The sequence below is a fragment of the Marinobacter sp. F4216 genome, assembly GCF_019931195.1.
In the GTDB taxonomy this organism is placed as follows: Bacteria; Pseudomonadota; Gammaproteobacteria; order Pseudomonadales; family Oleiphilaceae; genus Marinobacter; species Marinobacter suaedae.
In genome coordinates, this window is sequence record NZ_JAIOUO010000003.1 from 399,024 (window position 1) to 418,404 (window position 19,381).

General features: G+C 59.9%; 15 protein-coding genes. 9 read left to right on the forward strand and 6 right to left on the reverse strand.

What is annotated here, in order from left to right; all coding sequences use genetic code 11:
* Positions 1-110: 110 nt before the first annotated feature.
* The 4 genes from K8I84_RS07245 to K8I84_RS07260 all read right to left on the reverse strand — a co-directional run bounded on the left by K8I84_RS07245 (position 111) and on the right by K8I84_RS07260 (position 5,167).
* Complete coding sequence (locus K8I84_RS07245; protein ID WP_223794070.1) at positions 111-2,162, reverse strand: TRAP transporter large permease subunit; 2,052 nt, start codon at positions 2,160-2,162, stop codon at positions 111-113.
* Between the two features lie 14 nt (positions 2,163-2,176).
* On the reverse strand, positions 2,177-3,187 hold the full coding sequence (locus tag K8I84_RS07250; RefSeq protein WP_223794071.1) for a putative solute-binding protein: 1,011 nt from the start codon (positions 3,185-3,187) through the stop codon (positions 2,177-2,179).
* Positions 3,188-3,247: 60 nt separating this feature from the next.
* Positions 3,248-4,312, reverse strand: a complete 1,065-nt coding sequence (locus tag K8I84_RS07255; RefSeq protein WP_223794072.1) for a hypothetical protein — start codon at positions 4,310-4,312, stop codon at positions 3,248-3,250.
* A 237-nt stretch (positions 4,313-4,549) separates the two neighbouring features.
* Positions 4,550-5,167, reverse strand: a complete 618-nt coding sequence (locus tag K8I84_RS07260; RefSeq protein WP_223794073.1) for a TetR/AcrR family transcriptional regulator — start codon at positions 5,165-5,167, stop codon at positions 4,550-4,552.
* A 153-nt stretch (positions 5,168-5,320) separates the two neighbouring features.
* Between K8I84_RS07260 and K8I84_RS07265 the strand changes: the two genes are divergently transcribed.
* The 8 genes from K8I84_RS07265 to K8I84_RS07300 all read left to right on the forward strand — a co-directional run bounded on the left by K8I84_RS07265 (position 5,321) and on the right by K8I84_RS07300 (position 16,676).
* The gene (locus tag K8I84_RS07265; RefSeq protein ID WP_223794074.1) at positions 5,321-7,144 is read left to right on the forward strand and encodes an acyclic terpene utilization AtuA family protein; all 1,824 of its coding nucleotides are present in this window, start codon (positions 5,321-5,323) and stop codon (positions 7,142-7,144) included.
* Positions 7,141-8,007 (forward strand): SDR family oxidoreductase, encoded by an 867-nt coding sequence (locus K8I84_RS07270; protein WP_223794075.1) that lies wholly within the window; start codon positions 7,141-7,143, stop codon positions 8,005-8,007. The genes K8I84_RS07265 and K8I84_RS07270 overlap by 4 nt, the downstream gene beginning before the upstream one ends.
* Positions 8,008-8,017: 10 nt before the next feature.
* On the forward strand, positions 8,018-9,634 hold the full coding sequence (locus K8I84_RS07275) for an acyl-CoA carboxylase subunit beta (RefSeq protein ID WP_223794076.1): 1,617 nt from the start codon (positions 8,018-8,020) through the stop codon (positions 9,632-9,634).
* 46 nt (positions 9,635-9,680) lie between these two features.
* Positions 9,681-10,841 (forward strand): citronellyl-CoA dehydrogenase, encoded by a 1,161-nt coding sequence (gene atuD / locus K8I84_RS07280; RefSeq protein WP_223794077.1) that lies wholly within the window; start codon positions 9,681-9,683, stop codon positions 10,839-10,841.
* Positions 10,842-11,020: 179 nt separating this feature from the next.
* Positions 11,021-11,839 carry an enoyl-CoA hydratase/isomerase family protein gene (locus K8I84_RS07285; protein WP_223794078.1) on the forward strand — a complete coding sequence of 273 codons (819 nt, stop codon included), beginning with the start codon at positions 11,021-11,023 and terminating at the stop codon, positions 11,837-11,839.
* A gap of 154 nt (positions 11,840-11,993) precedes the next feature.
* Positions 11,994-13,964: an acetyl/propionyl/methylcrotonyl-CoA carboxylase subunit alpha gene (locus K8I84_RS07290; RefSeq protein WP_223794079.1), complete on the forward strand. Its 1,971-nt coding sequence runs from the start codon at positions 11,994-11,996 to the stop codon at positions 13,962-13,964.
* A complete protein-coding gene (locus tag K8I84_RS07295) occupies positions 13,961-14,788 on the forward strand; it encodes an SDR family oxidoreductase (RefSeq protein ID WP_223794080.1) in 828 nt (275 codons plus the stop codon). Before K8I84_RS07290 ends, K8I84_RS07295 begins: the two co-directional genes overlap by 4 nt.
* Positions 14,789-14,846: 58 nt before the next feature.
* On the forward strand, positions 14,847-16,676 hold the full coding sequence (locus tag K8I84_RS07300; protein WP_223794081.1) for a long-chain-acyl-CoA synthetase: 1,830 nt from the start codon (positions 14,847-14,849) through the stop codon (positions 16,674-16,676).
* Positions 16,677-16,776: 100 nt separating this feature from the next.
* On the opposite strand, the gene K8I84_RS07305 is transcribed toward K8I84_RS07300, so the two are convergent.
* Together K8I84_RS07305 and K8I84_RS07310 are read right to left on the reverse strand one after the other, a co-directional pair.
* Complete coding sequence (locus K8I84_RS07305) at positions 16,777-17,760, reverse strand: NADPH:quinone oxidoreductase family protein (protein WP_223794082.1); 984 nt, start codon at positions 17,758-17,760, stop codon at positions 16,777-16,779.
* 134 nt (positions 17,761-17,894) lie between these two features.
* Positions 17,895-18,464, reverse strand: a complete 570-nt coding sequence (locus K8I84_RS07310) for a BLUF domain-containing protein (protein WP_223794083.1) — start codon at positions 18,462-18,464, stop codon at positions 17,895-17,897.
* A gap of 171 nt (positions 18,465-18,635) precedes the next feature.
* On the opposite strand from K8I84_RS07310, the gene K8I84_RS07315 reads away from it, so the two are divergent.
* On the forward strand, positions 18,636-19,253 hold the full coding sequence (locus K8I84_RS07315) for a trimeric intracellular cation channel family protein (protein ID WP_223794084.1): 618 nt from the start codon (positions 18,636-18,638) through the stop codon (positions 19,251-19,253).
* The last annotated feature ends 128 nt before the right edge of the window (positions 19,254-19,381 follow it).

Below are 19,381 nucleotides of genomic sequence, written 5' to 3' on the forward strand. Positions count from 1 at the left end.
CTCAGCCTGTGCTTTACAGAGTGTAAAAAGCGATACGACAGTCAATCAGGGGCAGATGCCAAAAGCCCGCTCCGCCATGATGGACGAGCGGGCTCAGAAGAAGGGCCTGTCTACAGGGTGTAGAACAACATCGGCACAAACGCCACCAAAAGGAGCGTTGGCCCCATGACGGCCAGGGGGAGCAGCAACCGTTCATAACGGTGCCAGAAGGAGCCGGTGCACTCGCCGGCAATCACCTCGGTTTCGCCAACCACCTGCCGGGTGAGCAGGTGATTGAGCGCCACCGGCGGGCTCAGGTAACCCAGCTCAAACGCAACCAGGCAGACAATCCAGAAGTGCAAGGGATCGATGCCCAGACCAATCGCCGGCTGGGCAATGGTTGCCGACACCAGAATCACGGCACCGAAGGGATCCATCACCATGCCAATGACCGTGAGCATTACCACGATGACCAGCATGGCCAGCCAGGGACTGGTGAGGTTATCGGGGAACAGGGCATGGACAATGTCAGACCGTTCCAGAATGCCACCGAGGCAGATGGAGAAGCCGATCAGGCACAGCAGCGCTCCGATGTGGACCGCCGAGTCGCTGGCAGCCGCCGTGCTTCGACTCCAGAACGCCTGAAACCGGGATTCGCCTTCGCTGCGGGTGTCTTTGCCAGCATCCAAAAACACCAGCGCCAGCATCACCAGCGGAAGGATCATCGGTGCACTGTATTCGTTAAAGTTCAGCCCCAGAATGCCCCAGATCGCTACAATCACCAGAGCACCCGCTGCGACGTAAGGCAGCAGCGGGCGCAACTCGCCGATCGAGGCGCGGAACGCCCCCGGCGCCGGACGGGGCCGCCAGTTACCCTGGGTTTTGCAGACAATAATCGAGAACAGGGTGGCGGACATCAGGAACACCCAGACGCCCCAGCCATACATCTCCGTGGTCGTGACCTCTTTATTAAGGGCAGCGATCACCACGATCAGCAGACAGGGATTGAGCACCACACCGAGGCTTCCGGACATGGCCGTCGTCGCCAATGACAACTGACGGCCCGCTCCCGACCGGCGCAATTCGTCGTAGACCACGCCGCCGACCGCAAGGATGAAAATACCCGAGGCGCCAGTAAAGGCGGTGGGAAACGCCGTGGCAAAGATAATCACCGATGCCAGCAGGGGTGCCGGCAGATGGTAGGGCTTGATGACATTCAGCAGCAGCTCCGGCAACCGGGTCTGCTTGAGCACCATACCCACCAGAACATACAGCCCGATGTTGATGAACATGGATGACAGGTTGGACATCATGCCAAAGTAAATGGCCAGCCCCGAGGCGTAGCCATCCACCAGGAAAAAATAGCCCATGGCGATGAATCCCATACCGCAGTACAAAGGAAGGACCAGCCCGGAGGACAGCGACAGGCGACCGGGTTTCATCCGCTCCGGAACGTTCAGGAAACGCACTGCGTTGATCACCATGAACAGGGCGAACACGCCAGCCCACGCCATTTGCAGATCCACCGTGCGATCCGCACCCGGCGAGTCGGCCAGCTTACCCAGGTAGGCGTACAACGAACCGACCATCAGGCCATTCACGAGGAATTGCCCCCCCTGACTCAATCGCCACTCAGCCCGGTTACGAGGCAGGCGCAGGGCAATGTGATCGGCGTCCAGCGCCGCGATGGCTGCGGCCATGGCGAACATGGCGATGAACAGGTACTTGGTCAGTTCGATGTTACTGAGCAGGAAATCCGCCAATCCCTGCTCAACCGCCTTGAAAGCACCCAGTGCCGGTGTCGCCAGCTTGAGGTTTTGCTCGTACAGCGCGTACTCCTGCTGGCACAGTTCCAGGTTTCGTTCCAGGGACTGGCGGATGGCATCCGGATTGGGGGGCGAGCTGAACAAATCGTCTGGATCGGGCTGATAGGCCGCTACCCGCTTTTGCACCTCCGCATCCACATCCATTTCCAGCTGACAGGATGGTTCTGCGGCATCTGGGTTCAGAAGATAGTAGTTCGGCCAGAGCTGTTCACCGACCCACAACAACCGGGAGTGCAGCGAATTGCCCATCCCCAGCACCAGAGTGAACAGCAGTAACAGCAACAGAATCACCCCGTGCAACCGATGCACGGGATACAACGTCCTTGTCTCAGGAGCGGTCAGGGCTCGCCAATTCATGGGGTAAAGTCCTGTTATTCGCGGTTAGCGGCTGTGCACTCTGAAGCTGACGGATTACTCGCGCAGCGAATCTTGCTCAGCAAGCCCAGCATCTTTGGGTGATAAACGCTTGGCGCGCCGTTCAGCCCATCCCGCATTTCCAGACGGTTCTGACGAAACATCTCCTGGTAGCCCTCGACATCCTTGGCCGGGATACGAACCCACTTCTGATCAGGAATGGCTTCCTCCTGGCCAGAGACCAGATTCATCGCTTGCGGGAACATGCCCCAGGCCACTTCTCGGGCTTTCTGAGCCTTGTCGTCCTCGAGAACCGCATCGCGGGCAACAATCTGTACGGTTACCTGGGCCAACGGGTAGTCCACAATGCCGCCGGTCTCACCAAGGCCCTTATAGAGTTCCAGAGCCTCGTAGGCGAACGCAGGTGCATACGCGGTATCCACCGAGCCGTTGTTGAACTTGCCAGCAAAGTTGGTGATATCGGACGGAACCACCGTGGCCTTGACGAAGTTGACCATGTGGATGGCGTCTTCCTGGTAGTCCAGCGTGGCAATTCGCTTACCCGCCAGTTCACCGGCGGTGTCGATGCTGCGATCATTGACAAACAGATAGCCAGCGCCCACCGGCAGAATACCCAGCACTTCGTAGCCATTTTCCTTCATCAGCGGCGCTGCCTTGGGCTGAGCCAGTGTCGCCAGCAGGGTTTTCAGGTCGTCATACGTGGGCAGCGCACCCACCGCGCCAATGCTGCCTGTAAACTGGTTGTAGGGGCGGACCCGAATGTCAGTAGCCGCCACCGCATCGCACTGGCCGGCATTAAAGTCCCCGATGGCCACCCCCTCATCCGTGTAGGGCTTCAGTTGCAGATCCACACCATGCGCTTTCATCTCCAGCGCATAGTCCTTGATCATGTTGTACAGGTCGCCATTGGCACCGATCACGTCGAAGACACACACAGACACGGATTGTGCCGATGCCAGTGGTGCCATAGCGGCCAGGGTGAGCGCACTCAGGGACTTGCGAATCATAACGACCTCCCAGTCATTTTATAGTTATCAGCATTGCGGCTGCTCCCAGCAGCCGGGGGATTAAAGCAATCCGTCCAGGTCCATGGTTTCCATGTCGGTCGCCGGACGTTCCGGACTCAGTGTGCCGAAAGCACCTTGTGGGGTGCGGTGACCATAGTTGGCAGCCCAGTATTTATCGGACGCAAACAGGACAATGGTTCCGGCGACCACATCCACCAGTCGATAGTCTTCCCAGACGTTCATCCGGTCATCGGCCGCGGCGAATTCAGCAATGGTTTGCTCCAGCACATCGGGACGACCAAAGGTTTCTGCAGCCACGACCTCAATGGCCATGGCCGCTCTCATACCGGCACGAATGGACATGTCTGAACTCCGGTCCAGCATCTGCCATGGATCGGTGGAGGCATCGGGTTTGGTATCCGGAAGCAGCAGCCACACCAGTGCCCGCACGGCTGTGGGCAGTCCACCCCACTTGGCGTTATCAACGCAGGTGGCGGCACGCTCAGCCTGGGGAGCGATGTTTCTCGGAATGTCGGCTCGCGCACCGGAGTTGGAATCGTTCACGATGGCCTGCATGCCATTGAGCAGGCCAAGAAGAAAGGTCAGTTCGTCCTGATCGTTATCAAAGTCCGGGCATACCAGCGGCTCGGCGGCAGGGTCAAATTCATAGGCAGCCATCGCCCTTTCAAACGAACGGTAGCGTCGAGTGGCAGACTCCGCATTCAGTCGTTTCGCCAGTTCCCGGGCGTTCTTGGCTGCATTCACATCACCGGCGTAATCCGCCCGCAGATAATCCAGCTCTGCTTCCCAGGCCCGGTATTCAGAACAGTTTGCCGCCAGTGCCATCATCAGCGAGCCGCTGTTGTCCGGCGCGTCAACGACTTCTGAAAACGAGTAGAGAAGCGGATCCACGCCCTCACCCAGGGCGCAGGCCATGGCCGGGTCGGACATCCGCATAACGTAGGGGGTGGCTTCGGTCCAGGAATAACCGGACATAACCATGCCAGAGGTTTTGTAAATCGGTTCCATCGAGCAGCCCGCCAGTGGCAGCAAGCCAATCAGGGTCAACGTTTTTAAGTGCGCAGACAGTCTGCCGCCGACACTCGTTGTCAGTGAAGAGATCATGGTTCGCCCTACTTTCCTTGTTATTCTGTCCAGAATGACTGATTCATTCTTTTACCACGGGCTCGGCTGCACATACCGTGATCCGCAGCGCGGTCTGATGGTTGATTCAGAATACAGACAGAAAGAAGGATGCTTGTAACACTGTCGGACAAAAATGGCTGTGGCGACCAAATTTTAGGGCCAATCAGGCCAATGGCCCATCAGAAAGCACTCAAAAAGCGGATATAAAACGTGTAGTTACCGGGGAAAAGCCATCATGGCCATGACCTGGTCGGTGAGGCCATCGAGGCTCAACCCTCCGCCTTCCGGTCGATACCAGGTAATGGTCCAGCTCAGGGCGCCGGTCAACATCCGCCGCACGACGAAGGGGTCAGCCAACAGTTGACCTTCGGCCTTGAGGGCCGCCAGCACATCCAGCCAGACCTGCTCGTAGATGGCGCGGAGTTTCAGAACCTCCGCCTGGGAAGTTTCGGAGAGACTGCGCCATTCGTATACCAGCACCGCCATGGCTTCCCCGGTCTGACCATTGATCGATTCCAGCTCGGCGCGGATCAGCGCCCTCAGACGTGCCACACCGGTTTGCGCCCTTTCCACCGCCGTCTTTAACAAGGCGGTGTTCAGGTGAATGGTTTCGACCATCACGGCCTTGAGGATTTCTTCCTTGGTCCGGAAGTGGTGAAACAGACTACCCGACTGAATGCCGACGGCAGCGGCCAGATCCCGAACCGTGGTGCGCTCATAGCCCTTGTCCCGAAACAGGCGAGCGGCTTCTTTGAGCAGACGCCCGCGAGCGCCCTTCGGGTCAGAAACCAGATTATCGGCGATCAGGGCATTCAGAATTTCGGCTTGGTTCACAGGGGCTTCCCGGCAGTCATGTCAGGCCAACGATTCTACCTGACATTTCCGTGTTTACAAACCAAGCGCTTGCTTGGTATGTTCGTTTGCACTACTTAATTCAGTCGATTCACCTCGTTACTGAGACTGGCCCAAACCCAAAGGCGCCCATCTATGACTGACAACAGCTCTACCGACCGAAAGCCCGTGCGCATCGGCTGCTCCGCTGCCTTCTGGGGCGATACTGAAACCGCCGCCCGCCAGCTGGTCCGGCAGGGCAATATCGATTTCCTGGTGGCGGACTATCTGGCCGAGATCACCATGTCGATCATGGCCGGCCAGAAAATGAAGGATCCGACCCAGGGCTATGCGCGGGATTTCGTGCAGACGGTCATGGGCCCACTTCTGGGCGACATCAAGGAAAAAGGCATTCGTGTGCTGGCCAATGCCGGCGGCGTGAATCCCCCTGCCTGCCGGGATGCCCTGCAGGCCCTGTGTGATGAAGCGGGCGTGGACCTGAAGATCGCCCTGGTCCTCGGTGACGACTTGCTGATGCAGAAGAAAAAACTGGCGGAAACCGGCATCACCGAAATGTCCACCGGCCAGCCCATGCCGCCGATGATGGTCAGTCTGAACGCCTACCTGGGCGCACCCGGGCTGGTGGCCGCGCTGGATCAGGGCGCGGACATTGTGATTACCGGCCGGGTGGCGGACAGCGCGCTGGTACTGGCGCCACTGATCCACGAATTCGGCTGGGCCTGGGACGATTACGACAAGCTCGCCCAGGGCAGTCTGGCCGGTCACCTGTTGGAGTGCGGCGCCCAGGCCACCGGCGGCAACTTCACCGATTGGCAGGACGTGGCCGAAGGCTATGACAACATGGGTTTCCCCATCGCCGAGGTCAGCGCCAGCGGCGAGTTCATCATCACCAAACCCGGCGGCACCGGCGGCCAGGTCAGCCGGGGTACCGTTGGCGAGCAGCTGGTGTACGAGATCGGGGATCCGCGGGCCTACCTGCTGCCGGATGTGACCTGTGACTTTACCCGGGTGGAGCTCATCGAATCCGGCCCGGATCAGGTAACGGTTCAAGGCTCCCGGGGTCTGCCTCCCACCGATTCCTACAAGGTGTCCGGCACCTGGCCGGATGGCTTCAAATGTACCGTCACCTTCCTGCTGGCCGGGTTTGACGCCAAAACCAAGGCGCAAAGTGTCGCCGAGGCCATACTCAGCAAAACCTCCCGCATGTTCAGCGAACGGGACCTGCCAGATTACTCCGAAACCAGCATTGAACTCCTGGGCACCGAAGCCACCTATGGCCCTCATGGCAAAGCCGGCGGCTGCCGGGAGGTGGTGGTGAAGATCAGTACTGCCCACCCTAAGAAAGAGGCACTGGTATTGTTCTCCCGGGAAATCGCCCAGGCAGCAACCGGGATGGCCCCGGGTATCACCGGGATTGTGGGTGGCCGTCCCACCGTGTGGCCGAAGATCCGGCTTTTCTCCTGCCTGGTGCCAAAGACCGGGGTCAAGGTACGGGTGGATATGGCCGGCGAAAGCGCGGAGGTCGCCGTGGCGAATGACGGCGGCCTGAACACCAGCGATCTGAGCCCGGAACCGGCTCCACCGAAGATGAGCGCAGAACCCGACACCATCGTGCCCCTGATCGACCTGGCCTGGGCTCGCAGCGGCGACAAAGGCGATCACAGCAACATTGGGGTGCTCGCCCGCCATCCGGACTTCGTTCCCTACCTGGCGGCCGCCCTGACCGAAGACGCTGTTAAGGATTGGATGGCCCACATCCTGAATCCGGAAACCGGCAAGGTCAGTCGCTGGGCCCTGCCCGGCATTCATGGTTTTAACTTCCTGCTGGAGCACAGCCTTGGCGGGGGTGGCGTGGCCAGCCTGCGCATCGACCCGCAAGGCAAGGCGTTTGCCCAGCAGTTACTGGAATTCCCTGTGCCCATCAACCGGGCCATTCTGGAACAAGGACGCGATTCATGAGTTACCAATCCATCTTTCATCCCGGTTTGTTCAAGGACCAGACCTTCATCGTCACCGGCGGTGGTTCGGGTATCGGCCGCTGCACCGCCCACGAACTGGCGTCACTGGGCGCCCGTGTTGCCCTGGTAGGTCGGAAGGCGGAAAAGGTCGAAGCCGTGAAGGCAGAGATTGAGGAAGACGGTGGCGTGGCCTCTGCTCATGTGTGCGACATCCGGGAGGAAGAGCAGGTCAAAGCCACCATGAAGGCCATCCTTGAGCAACACGGCAGCCTGAACGGTCTGGTCAATAACGCCGGCGGTCAGTTCCCCGCCCCGCTGGCCGGCATCAACCAGAAAGGCTGGGAAACCGTGGTACGCACCAATCTGACCGGGGGCTTCCTGATGGCCCGCGAGGCCTATACACAAGCCCTGTCCAAAAACGGCGGCGCGATCGTCAACATCGTCGCCGACATGTGGGGCGGCATGCCCGGCATGGGCCATTCCGGGGCCGCCCGGGCCGGCATGGTGAACTTCACCCAGACCGCCGCCGTGGAATGGGCCGCCTCCGGTGTGCGTGTGAACGCAGTGGCGCCGGGCTGGATTGCCTCCAGCGGCATGGACAACTACCCCGAGCACATGAAGCAATGGATTCGCAGCCTGGGCGACAATGTGCCCATCAAACGCATGGGTACCGAGTCGGAAGTCAGTGCCGCCATCTGTTTCCTGCTCTCCCCAGGGGCGGCCTTCATCAACGGGGACTGCCTTCGCATCGACGGCGGTGCCTCCCAGGGCGGCCGGGTCTGGCCATTGCCGAAAGCCAAGAACAACGAGCCGTTCAACGGCTTCCACCGAGCGACCACGCCCAAAGTACTGGGCGAGGATTGAGGAGATCGCCATGGAGCCACTGACCACCAGCGTTAACCCACAGTCCGACGAATTCCGGGCCAACGTCGACGCCATGGAAACCCACATCCGGACCTTCCGGGACGTGGAGCAGAAAGTCCTGGACCTGGCCGAAGCCGCCCGGGAGAAATTCAACGGCCGCAGCAAGCTGCTGCCCCGGGATCGCATCAATCGCCTGCTGGACCGGGGCACACCGTTCCTGGAACTATGCTCCCTGGCCGGCTACAAGATGCACGACGACAAAGACGGCAGCATGGCCGGCGGCGGCATCATTGCCGGCATTGGCACCGTCAGCGGCATTCGCTGCCTGATTGTTGCGAGCAACAGTGCCATCAAGGGCGGCACCATTTCCCCGGCCGGTCTCGACAAGACACTGCGCCTGCAGCAGATCGCCAAAGAAAACAAACTGCCCATCGTGTCGCTGTCCGAAAGTGGCGGTGCCAACCTGAACTACGCCACCGACATCTTCGTGCAGGGCGCCCGTGGCTTTGCCAACCAGGCTCGCCTGTCGGCTGCGGGCATTCCCCAGGTCACCGTGGTTCACGGCAACGCCACCGCCGGCGGTGCCTACCAGCCGGGCCTGTCGGATTACGTGATCACGGTGCGCGGCAAGGCCAAGATGTTCCTCGCCGGCCCACCCCTGCTGAAGGCAGCCACGGGCGAAATTGCCAGCGATGAAGAACTGGGTGGCGCAGAGATGCACGCCCAGGTGGCCGGTACCGCCGAATACCTGGCCGAGGACGACGCCGACGGCATTCGCATCGCCCGAAATGTTATGAGCGCCCTGCCCTGGAACGAACAACTGCCCATTCAACGGAATCTGACGTGGGACGAGCCGCTTTACCCGATCGAGGAACTACTGGGCGTCATTCCTTCCGACGCCAAGAAGCCCTACGACGTGCGGGAGATCCTGGCGCGGATTGCCGACGGTTCCCGATTCATGGATTTCAAGAACGAGTTCGACGACCAGACCGTGTGCGGCACCATCCGCATCGAGGGGCATGCGGTGGGCATCATCGGCAACAACGGCCCGATCACGCCCGCAGGCAGTGCCAAGGCTGCCCAGTTCATTCAGTTGTGCGACCAGGCTGGCACCCCCTTGCTGTTCCTGCACAACACCACCGGTTTCATGGTGGGCACCCACTCCGAGCAGAACGGCATCATCAAGCACGGTTCAAAGATGCTGCAGGCGGTGGCCAATGCCCAGGTACCGAAGGTCGCAATTGTGGTTGGCGGCTCCTATGGTGCAGGGAACTACGCCATGTGCGGGCGGGGGCTGGATCCAAGATTCATTTTCGCCTGGCCGAACAGCCGCACCGCGGTCATGGGCCCAGCCCAGGCGGGCAAGGTGATGCGCATTGTGGCCGAGGAAAAGCAGCGCAAGAACGGCATCGAGCCAGACCCGAAGACCCTGGAATTCCTGGAGCAGGCCACGGCCAAGAAACTGGAAGAAGGCTCCACGGCGCTGTACGGCACCGCCCGACTCTGGGACGACGGACTGATTGACCCGCGGGACACCCGCCGGATTTTGTCGCTGGTGTTATCGGTGTGCCGGGAAGCCGAGGCCCGCCCGTTGCGCCCAAACAGCTTTGGCGTTGCCCGGCTCTGACAAAACCGGATCGCATCCAGAGATTTCTGACAAGGAGAACAACACCGTGAAATTCACCGCCGAACACGAAGCCCTCCGAAAGACGGTTCGGGATTTCGTTGAAAAAGAAATCAACCCCTACTGCGACGAATGGGAGGAAGCGGGCGAATTCCCCATCCACGACCTGTTCCGGAAGCTCGGAGCCCTTGGCCTTCTGGGCATTCAGAAGCCGGAAGAATATGGCGGCATGGGGCTGGATTACAGTTACAACCTGGTCGCCGCCGAAGAGCTTGGCATGGCCCATTGCGGTGGCGTGCCCCTGGCCATCGGCGTGCAAACCGACATGTGCACACCGGCCATCGCCCGATTCGGTTCCGACGAACTCAAGCGTACTTTCCTGACCCCGGCCATCACCGGGGAGATGGTGGGCTGTATTGGAGTGAGCGAAGTGGGCGCCGGGTCGGATGTCGCGGGCATGAAAACCACCGCCCGGAAAGACGGCGATGACTACATCATCAACGGCTCCAAGATGTGGATCACCAACAGCCCGAAAGCGGACTTCATCTGCCTGCTGGCCAACACCAGCGACGACAAACCCCACAAAAACAAGTCGCTGATTGTGGTGCCCATGAGCAGCCCCGGCATCTCGTTCAGCCCGCACCTCAACAAGCTGGGGATGCGTTCCTCGGAAACGGCGCAAATCTTCTTTGACGATGTGCGCGTCCCCCAACGCAACCGCATCGGGGCCGAAGGTACTGGCTTTATGATGCAGATGCTGCAGTTCCAGGAAGAACGTATGTGGGGCGCCGCCAACGTGATCAAGGCGCTGGAGAACTGCATCGACCAGACCATCGCCTACTGTCGCGAACGCAAAACTTTCGGCCAGCCGCTGATCGACAACCAGGTGATCCATTTCCGCCTGGCGGAACTGCAAACTGAAATCGAGGCGTTGCGTGCCCTCACCTATCAGGCCTGCGAACTGCATATCGAAGGCAAGGACGTTACCAAGTTGGCGTCCATGGCCAAGCTGAAGGCGGGCCGACTCGGTCGCGAAGTCACCGACAGCTGCCTGCAATACTGGGGGGGCATGGGCTACATGTGGGACAACCCGCTGTCCCGGGCTTTCCGGGATGTTCGGCTGGTGTCTATTGGTGGTGGCGCAGACGAAATCATGCTGGGAATTATCTGCAAGATGATGGGGACGTTGCCCGGTAAGAAACGCGATTAACAGACTGACCAACCTGTGGGGCCATCGGAGTCTGGAGGAGTGGCACCCCGATAGTTCCTGCCAGAACACGCCCGCGAGTACGTCCCTGTAGGGCTCGGTCGGGCCATCCATGGCCCTCCACGGTTCTGGCAGGAACTATCGGGCTACCGGCCCAGACCACATTCTTGGAGTCATTTTTGATGGAATCTTTACCGCATTGCGAAACATTGCTGCTGGAAAAACAGGGGCCGACCCTGTTCGTCACCATTAACCGACCGGACGTTCGCAACGCTATGAGTCTTCAGATGGTGGCGGAACTGTCCACGGTGTTTACCCAGATTGAATCCGACCTGCACATCCGGGCCGTGGTGATTCGTGGCGCCGGCGGGCATTTCTGTGCCGGCGGCGATATCAAAGACATGGCGGGTGCCCGGGGCCAGAAAGCTGGCGAGGGCGAGGCCGACCCGTTCTACCGACTGAACCGGGCCTTTGGCCAGATGATCCAGCAGGTGAATGAATCCTCCAAGGTGGTTATCGCCGTCACCGAAGGCGCCGTGATGGGTGGTGGATTCGGGCTGGCCTGCGTGTCCGATGTGGCCATCTCCGGGCCGACCGCCAAGTTCGGAATGCCGGAAACCACCCTCGGCATTATTCCGGCGCAGATCGCGCCATTCGTCGTCGAACGAATCGGCCTCACCCAGGCACGCCGGCTGGCACTACTCGGATTGCGAATTGATGCCGACGAAGCCTGCAGGCTGGGCATCGTTCATCAGGCGGCAGGTTCTGACGGGGAACTTGAGGAAATGGTTGGCTACGCCATTGAACGAGTGCGCCAGTGTGCACCGGTTGCCACCGCCGAGACCAAGGCCCTGTTGCACCGGGTTGGTCACGAAAACATGAGCGGCCTGCTCGACAATGCCGCGGAGAAGTTCGCCGAAGCCATCCGGGGCAGCGAAGGAACGGAAGGCACCATGGCCTTTATGCAGAAGCGCCCACCAGCGTGGGCAACCGAAGAATAGTTCGAGGGAGTGAGGGGCTGGGAAGCTGTTTTCAGGAAATGTCTGAGGCCAAGGATGGCCGAAGCCGAGCGCACATGGATGTGCTCGTAGCGTTTTCCTGAAAACAGCTTCCCAGTCGCTCACGGATAGGCATCAAACCCAAGAGACCGGCACAATGCTAAAAAAACTCCTGATCGCCAACCGCGGTGAAATCGCCGTCCGGGTCATCCGCACCGCCAAGGCAATCGGCTACCGGACGGTAGCGGTCTATTCCTACGCCGATGCCAGGGCGCTCCATGTCGAGCTGGCCGACGAAGCCGTTTGCATTGGGCCTGCCCAGGTATCCGCATCGTACCTGAACGCCGACGCCATCCTTGATGCCGCAAAAAGGACTGGCGCCGACTGCGTGCACCCCGGCTACGGATTCCTGTCCGAGAATGCCGCCTTCGCCGAAGCGTGCAAAGCACAGGGGCTGACCTTCGTTGGCCCACCCTCCGGCGCCATCGAACTGATGGGTAGCAAGCGCCGCTCCAAGATTGCCATGCAGGAAGCCGGTGTACCCGTGGTGCCCGGCTACGAGGGCAACAACGCCAGCGATGATGAACTGGTGGCTGCCGCCGGTGATATCGGCTACCCCTTGATGATCAAGGCCTCCGCCGGTGGTGGTGGCCGGGGCATGCGCCTGGTCGAGGCCGAAGCTGACCTGCTAAGCAACATCCAACGGGCTCGATCAGAAGCCAAACAGGCCTTTGGCGACGACGAACTGATCCTCGAAAAAGCCGTGATCGAACCCCGCCACGTGGAAATTCAGGTGTTTGCGGATCGCCATGGCAACGCCGTTTATCTGGGCGAACGGGATTGTTCCGTGCAACGGCGACACCAGAAGGTCGTGGAGGAAGCGCCCTCCCCGTTCGTCACCCCCGAGCTTCGGGGAGCCATGGGTGAAGCGGCGGTTCAGGCCGCCAAAGCCTGCGGTTACGAGGGCGCTGGCACCGTCGAATTTCTGGTGGACAAGGACCGCAATTTCTACTTCCTCGAAATGAATACCCGGCTTCAGGTGGAGCACCCGGTGACCGAACTGATCACCGGCCAGGACCTGGTGGCCTGGCAACTGATGGTGGCCGAAGGCCGGCCTCTGCCGCTGGCTCAGGAGCAGATTGAACTGAATGGACACGCCATTGAAGTCCGCCTGTATGCCGAGGACCCGGCCAACGGCTTCACACCGCAAACCGGCCCGCTTCTGGCTTTCGAGCCCGCACTGACCGAGGGTCTTCGTTTTGACTCGGGCGTGCGCCGTGGCGACACCATCACCCCACATTACGACCCCATGCTGGCCAAAGTCATCGCCTGGGGACCGACCCGGGATGATGCCCGCCGCCGACTGGTGAGGGCGCTGGAGGACACCACCGTATTCGGCGTGACCACCAACCGGCATTTCCTGAGCCGGATTATCGCCAATGACACCTTCGGTGCCGGCGAGGCGACCACGGCCTTCCTGCAACAGGCATTCAGCGACGATCCTTCGCTGAAGCCAGCGACGCCCGGCATCCGGGACCTGGCCATCGCGGCCTGCCTGCTCGACCACGACAGCAATGGCCAAAGCCCCTGGAGCAACGCCCCGGCCACCATGACACCGATCCTTCTTGAACATGATGGCCAACCGTTCCAGCTGCTGGTCAGCCGGAGCGACTCGGGGCTGAACGTCACTTTAGGCGAAGACCAGCATTCGCTGACCATTGACAGCCTGAACAACGGGCAGGCCTGCTTCATCGACAATGGCATTCGTCAGACCTGCCAATATCACCGGCAAGGCGATTCCCTATATTTCCAACTCGACGGACAAGCCTGGCAGGTTCGGGACATCACCCATCAGGCCGCTGCGGGAGCCCAGGGTGCTGGCACCGGCAAAGTTCAGGCCAGCATGGACGGGGCCATCGTTGATATCCTCGTCAAGCCCGATCAGCAGGTTCAGCAGGGGGACACCTTGCTGATACTGGAAGCCATGAAAATGGAACATCCCGTCAAGGCTGATCGGGACGGCACCATCACCGACGTGCTCGTCAGCAAAGGTGCTCAGGTTAAACGCAGCCAGCTACTGGCAGAAATTGCCGACAGCACGTCGGCGAAACAGGAAGTCGAAGCATGACCACACTGGAAAAGAAAACCATCTTTATCACCGGCGGCAGCCGGGGCATCGGCCGTGCCATTGCGCTGGCCTGCGCCAGACAGGGCGCCAACGTTGTCATCGCGGCCAAGACCGACACGCCACACCCGAAACTGCCGGGCACCATTCATACCGTGGCTGACGAGATCCGAGCCGCCGGCGGGCAGGCCCTGCCACTGGTGCTGGACGTTCGGGATGAAAACCTCGTTCGACAGCGCATGGACGAAGCCGCCGAGTATTTTGGCGGCCTGGATGCGCTGATCAACAACGCCGGCGCCATCCGCCTTTCCGGTGTGGAGAAGCTCAAGGTGAGCCGCTACGACCTGATGCATCAGGTAAATGCCCGGGCCACACTCGTTTGCAGTCAGGCCGCCCTGCCCCACCTGAAAGCCTCAGACCGGCCCCATATCCTGAGCCTCTCGCCGCCACTGAACCTGGACCCGAAGTGGTTTGCCCACTACGGCCCCTACACCAGCACCAAGTACGCCATGACCATGATGAGCATAGGCATGGCCCAGGAGTTCCGGCGCTACGGCATTGCCGTGAATACCCTGTGGCCCAAAACCCTGATCGCCACCGCCGCTGTCGAGTTTGAAGCCGGTGGACCACAGATGCTGGCCAAAGGCCGGAAGCCGGACATCATGGCGGATGCCGCCGTCAGCATCCTCAAGCGCCCGGCCAGCGAACTGACCGGCCAGAATCTCATAGACGAGGAGATACTTCGACAGGACGGCGTGACCGACTTCGAGGCCTACCGATACCAGCCAGGGGACAGTCCGCTGATGACAGACCTGTTTGTTGAATAGCCGGCAGCAAACACAAACCAGAATCCAGACAACAACACTCGCCATCACGGACCCGATCATGAGTAGCAACAACGTATCCGCACTGGACATCGCCCGGAGCCTTCCGGCCGTCCTGCGCCGTTTTCCGTCTATCGCCCGGGGTTATTACTACTACGCCGTCAAAAACGACAAAAAGGAGCTGACCCTCGGCACCCTGATTGAACGCAACGCGGAACGTTATGGCGAGCGCCCCGCCATTTATTTCGACGACACAACCATTACCTGGCGTGAATTCGACCGCTGGGCGAACCGAATCGCCCAGTATTTTATGCATCAGGGCCTCACCAAGGGTGACGCCATCGCGGTTTTTCTGGAGAACCGTCCGGAACTGCTCGCCGTGGTCGCCGGCGCGGCCAAACTCGGAATCGCCTGCGCCATGGTCAACACTTCCCAGCGTGGCAAGGTACTGGCGCACAGCATCAACCTGATCCAACCCCAGATGGTGGTTGTCGGGGAAGAACTTGTGGAGGCATTCGCGGACGTAAAAGACAGCGTCCAGACGCGGCACTCTCATCCGTTCCTGTTTATGGCGGACGCCAATACACTTGGCACCTTCGGTGATGCGCCGGACGGCTATATCAATCTGGCGGAAGCGGTGAGCCGCTTCAACAGCAACCGCCCCGAACTCACCAACCCGCCCCGGATGGGTGACACTGCCATCTACCTGTTCACCTCCGGCACCACTGGCCTGCCCAAGGCAGCGCCCGGTTCCCATCGCAAGTTCATCAAGGCCTATGGCGGCTTTGGCCACATGTCCCTTGCCATGAAACCCGAGGATGTTCTCTACTGCACCCTACCTCTGTATCACGGCACCGCTTTGCTGGTGTGCTGGGGTTCGGTGATGGCAGGTGGGTCGGCCATCGCCATCCGCCGGAAATTCTCCGCCAGCGCGTTCTGGGATGATGTACGGCGATACCACGCCACCACCTTCGGCTACGTGGGGGAACTCTGCCGCTATCTGCTCAATCAGCCGGCCAGCGACCAGGACCGCAACCACAGCCTGAAAAAAATGATTGGCAACGGCTTGCGTCCTTCCATCTGGCGGGAGTTCAAAGACCGCTTCGGTATCGAAACCGTGGCCGAGCTCTACGCCTCCAGCGAGGGCAACATCGGCTTCAGCAACTTCCTGAACCTGGACAACACGGTTGGCTTTTCCACAGCCCCGTACAAGCTGGTGAAATTCCACGACGGAACCCGCGATCCCGTGCGCAACAGCAAGGGCAGGCTGGAAGAAGTCACCAGGGGCGAGCCCGGCCTGCTGATCGGCGAAATCACCAAGAAGTGGTCCTTTGAGGGCTATACCCAAAAGGACGCTACGGAAAAATCCATTCTTCGGGATGCCTTCAAGAAGGGCGACGCCTGGTTCAATACCGGCGATGTCCTGCGGGAAATCGGGTGCGGCCACCTGCAGTTCGTTGATCGCATGGGGGACACCTACCGCTGGAAAGGGGAAAACGTGTCCACCAACGAAGTGGAGAACATCATCGACGGCTCCGGCATGGTGGAAGAGGCCATCGTCTACGGCGTGGAAATCCCCAACACCAATGGCAAGGCCGGCATGGTGACCCTGGTTCCCCGCAGTAATGGCCACCCGTTCGACATCAACAAACTACTCGGTTATCTGCAGTCTAACCTGCCCGCCTACGCCGTCCCGGTGTTTGTTCGTGTCACGAACGCCATCGAAAAAACCGGCACCTTCAAGTACCGCAAGGTCGACATCCAGAAACAGGCGTATTCAACCGACAAGCTGGAAGACGAAGTCTACGTCTGGCTGCCCAAGAGCACCGAGTACACACGCGTGACGCCTGAACTGGAACAGCAGATCAACGCGGGCGACGTGCGTTTCTGACAGAAAAAAGCGGGTGACCTTCCAGGCCTCCCGCTCGCTCTTCCTGTTCCCACCAATACTCCGAGAGGCGCGACGGTTATTCGGTCGCTAAAACCGACGGTCAGTCTTTTGCCACCCGCAAAACAATTTTCCCGGTGGCACGACGCTCGGTGAGGGTGTTGAGTGCCCGGGCATAGTCTTCAAACTCAAAGACTTCGCTGATTTTCGGGTCAATCTTGCCCTCTGCAAACAGCTGCATCAGGTCCATCATATTCCTGGCGCTGGCTTCCGGTTCGCGCTGGGTGAAGCTGCCCCAGAACACGCCAACCAATGAGCAGCCTTTCAGCAGCGTAAGGTTGGCCGGAACCTTGGGGATATCGCCGGCAGCGAAACCAATCACCAGATGACGGCCGTTCCAGCCCATAGCGCGCAGCGCCTGTTCGGTGAAATCACCACCCACCGGATCGTAGACCACATCCACACCTTTGCTGCGGGTCAGTTTTTTGACCGCGTCTTTGAGAGGTTCTTCGGTGTAATTGATCAGCTCATCGGCACCGGCCTCTTTGGCTACTGTAAGCTTTTCATCGGTGCTGGCCGCAGCAATCACCTTCGCACCCATGGCCTTGCCGAGTTCCACGGCGGCCAGACCCACGCCCCCGCTGGCGCCCAGCACCAGCAGACTCTCGCCCGGCTGGATGTTGGCGCGCTGCTTAAGCGCATAATATGAAGTCCCGTAAACCATCATGAAGGCCGCGGCTTTTTCATCCGACATGCTGTCGGGAACCGGCAACAGGTTCTGCTCGGGAACGATCACTTCCTCGGCAAAGGCGCCGTAACCGGTGAGTCCGGCGACCCGATCACCTGGTTTGTAGCGGGTCACCTTGTCGCCCACCTCGATTACTTCGCCTGCGAGTTCGCCACCCGGAGAAAACGGCAAGGACGGCTTGAGCTGGTACTTATCCTCGATAATCAGGGTGTCCGGGAAGTTCAGGCCGGCGGCCTTCACCCGAACCTTAACGCCGCGCCCTTTCACTTCCGGGCTGGCAATATCCTCGATGACCAGTTGTTCCGCAGGACCGTGTTCCTTGCAGAGGATGGCTTTCATGGCAACTCCTGTAGCAGCGATAATGATGGGAAAGCGAGCTTCCCTTCCAAGCAATGCCGGTCACGCTAAACCGAGTCAGGCCATGAAGCAACTGAAGCAAACTTATCTATCCCGATAAATGCTATTTATGGAGATTACAGACTGGCTCCGGTCGCAACGAGCCCACCAATGACACAGGCCGCCGCCAGGATCAGTCCGCCGATCATCGCCGGCGACAGGACGCGAGCTTGCGGCTGAGCCCTTGTCTCCGCCTCGTCGTGATTAACCAGTTTCTGGTCGCCCCTGGAGCTACGAATCAACTGGATCATCGCTTCGCACATGGATGCATCAAACGACGCCGGAGCAAACTCACGGAGCCCATATCGGTTCAGGAGTTGCTGGACGTCGGCGGACAAAGGAACGTACTTCATCGACCAGTCGGTGAATGTCGTTTTCTCCAGAGGCCCCTCAATCAACGTCACCACATCCCGGTGTCTGGGGTCCGCCTTGATCCGCTGGTAGAGCGCAAGCACTGCCTCCTTTTCACCTTCGAGATACTGGAAGAACCGGTTGTCGCCGTAATACAGCCCGCCCACGAGCTGCCTCTTCACATTGTTTCGGCGGGACTCCATCAGAATCCGGGCAACATGGGGCTCGATACCGCGCTTGACGGGCTCGGCCTTGAACGTGGCAGTGCTGGCGTAGGCCAGACGCATCAATGGCATGACAATCTCCTTACCGCTTAACAGGTAGACAAGCGCAGGTGTACGGAGACAACTGCGCCGGTGGATCACTGCACGCTGGGGTTCCGGAGGGCGGGTGAATCGGGCGCGGTTTTTCGCTATGCTTCGGCGCGCTTGCCTTACGGCGTTTGTCCCACTCCCCAGGTGAACGCGATGGTCGATATCATCTACCTGCTTGAAATGACTGGAATTGTGGCTTTTGCGATATCAGGCATGATTGTCGCGTGGGCAAAGAACATGGATCCGGTGGGCATCTTCACCATCGGGTTCGTGACCGCCCTCGGTGGCGGAACCCTGCGGGACCTGATGATGGACAACCATCCCCTGTACTGGATGAAGCATCAGGAACTGCCGATCCTGATCCTGTGCATAGCCGTCGTGTTCAGTTACTGGAACCGGGCCCACAGGATTCGAGAATCCCGCATTGTGTTACCGGACGCCATCGGGCTTGGCATTTTTTCGATTCTGGGCGCCCAGCTGGCCCTGGACCTGGGGCACTCGCTGTTCATTGCCTCCCTGCTGGGTGTGATGACCGGCACCTTCGGAGGTGCCCTGCGCGACACCCTGTGCAACGAGGTGCCCTATATCTTCCGGAAAGATCAGATCTACGCCTCCATTTCCTTTGCCGGCTGCTGGGTTTACTTTGCCTGCCACTGGCTACTGGACAGCGAGGTCACAGCGCTGACCGTCGGACTGCTTTTTATCGTCATCGTCCGGATGGCCGCCGTCCGTTTCGACATCCGCCTGCAGCGGGATCCATTCCAGAAGTGAGCAAACACTTTTTTACGAACACAGGCCAATCCTGACTTGGCCTGAGAGCCCTCAGCCGGTAAGATTACCGCCTTTTCATCTAAGCCGTTTTGTCCATCCAAAACACACGCTTCAATTCCAACCTTCAG

What these genes read in the sequence shown, in the direction of transcription:
- K8I84_RS07310 (WP_223794083.1), bottom strand. Translation starts at nt 18,464, where the DNA reads ATGCCATTGATGCGTCTGGCCTACGCCAGCACTGCCACGTTCAAGGCC.
- K8I84_RS07245 (WP_223794070.1), bottom strand. Translation starts at nt 2,162, where the DNA reads ATGAATTGGCGAGCCCTGACCGCTCCTGAGACAAGGACGTTGTATCCC.
- K8I84_RS07315 (WP_223794084.1), top strand. Translation starts at nt 18,636, where the DNA reads ATGGTCGATATCATCTACCTGCTTGAAATGACTGGAATTGTGGCTTTT.
- K8I84_RS07305 (WP_223794082.1), bottom strand. Translation starts at nt 17,760, where the DNA reads ATGAAAGCCATCCTCTGCAAGGAACACGGTCCTGCGGAACAACTGGTC.
- K8I84_RS07275 (WP_223794076.1), top strand. Translation starts at nt 8,018, where the DNA reads ATGGAGCCACTGACCACCAGCGTTAACCCACAGTCCGACGAATTCCGG.
- K8I84_RS07285 (WP_223794078.1), top strand. Translation starts at nt 11,021, where the DNA reads ATGGAATCTTTACCGCATTGCGAAACATTGCTGCTGGAAAAACAGGGG.
- K8I84_RS07265 (WP_223794074.1), top strand. Translation starts at nt 5,321, where the DNA reads ATGACTGACAACAGCTCTACCGACCGAAAGCCCGTGCGCATCGGCTGC.
- K8I84_RS07255 (WP_223794072.1), bottom strand. Translation starts at nt 4,312, where the DNA reads ATGATCTCTTCACTGACAACGAGTGTCGGCGGCAGACTGTCTGCGCAC.
- K8I84_RS07270 (WP_223794075.1), top strand. Translation starts at nt 7,141, where the DNA reads ATGAGTTACCAATCCATCTTTCATCCCGGTTTGTTCAAGGACCAGACC.
- K8I84_RS07250 (WP_223794071.1), bottom strand. Translation starts at nt 3,187, where the DNA reads ATGATTCGCAAGTCCCTGAGTGCGCTCACCCTGGCCGCTATGGCACCA.
- K8I84_RS07295 (WP_223794080.1), top strand. Translation starts at nt 13,961, where the DNA reads ATGACCACACTGGAAAAGAAAACCATCTTTATCACCGGCGGCAGCCGG.
- K8I84_RS07300 (WP_223794081.1), top strand. Translation starts at nt 14,847, where the DNA reads ATGAGTAGCAACAACGTATCCGCACTGGACATCGCCCGGAGCCTTCCG.
- K8I84_RS07290 (WP_223794079.1), top strand. Translation starts at nt 11,994, where the DNA reads ATGCTAAAAAAACTCCTGATCGCCAACCGCGGTGAAATCGCCGTCCGG.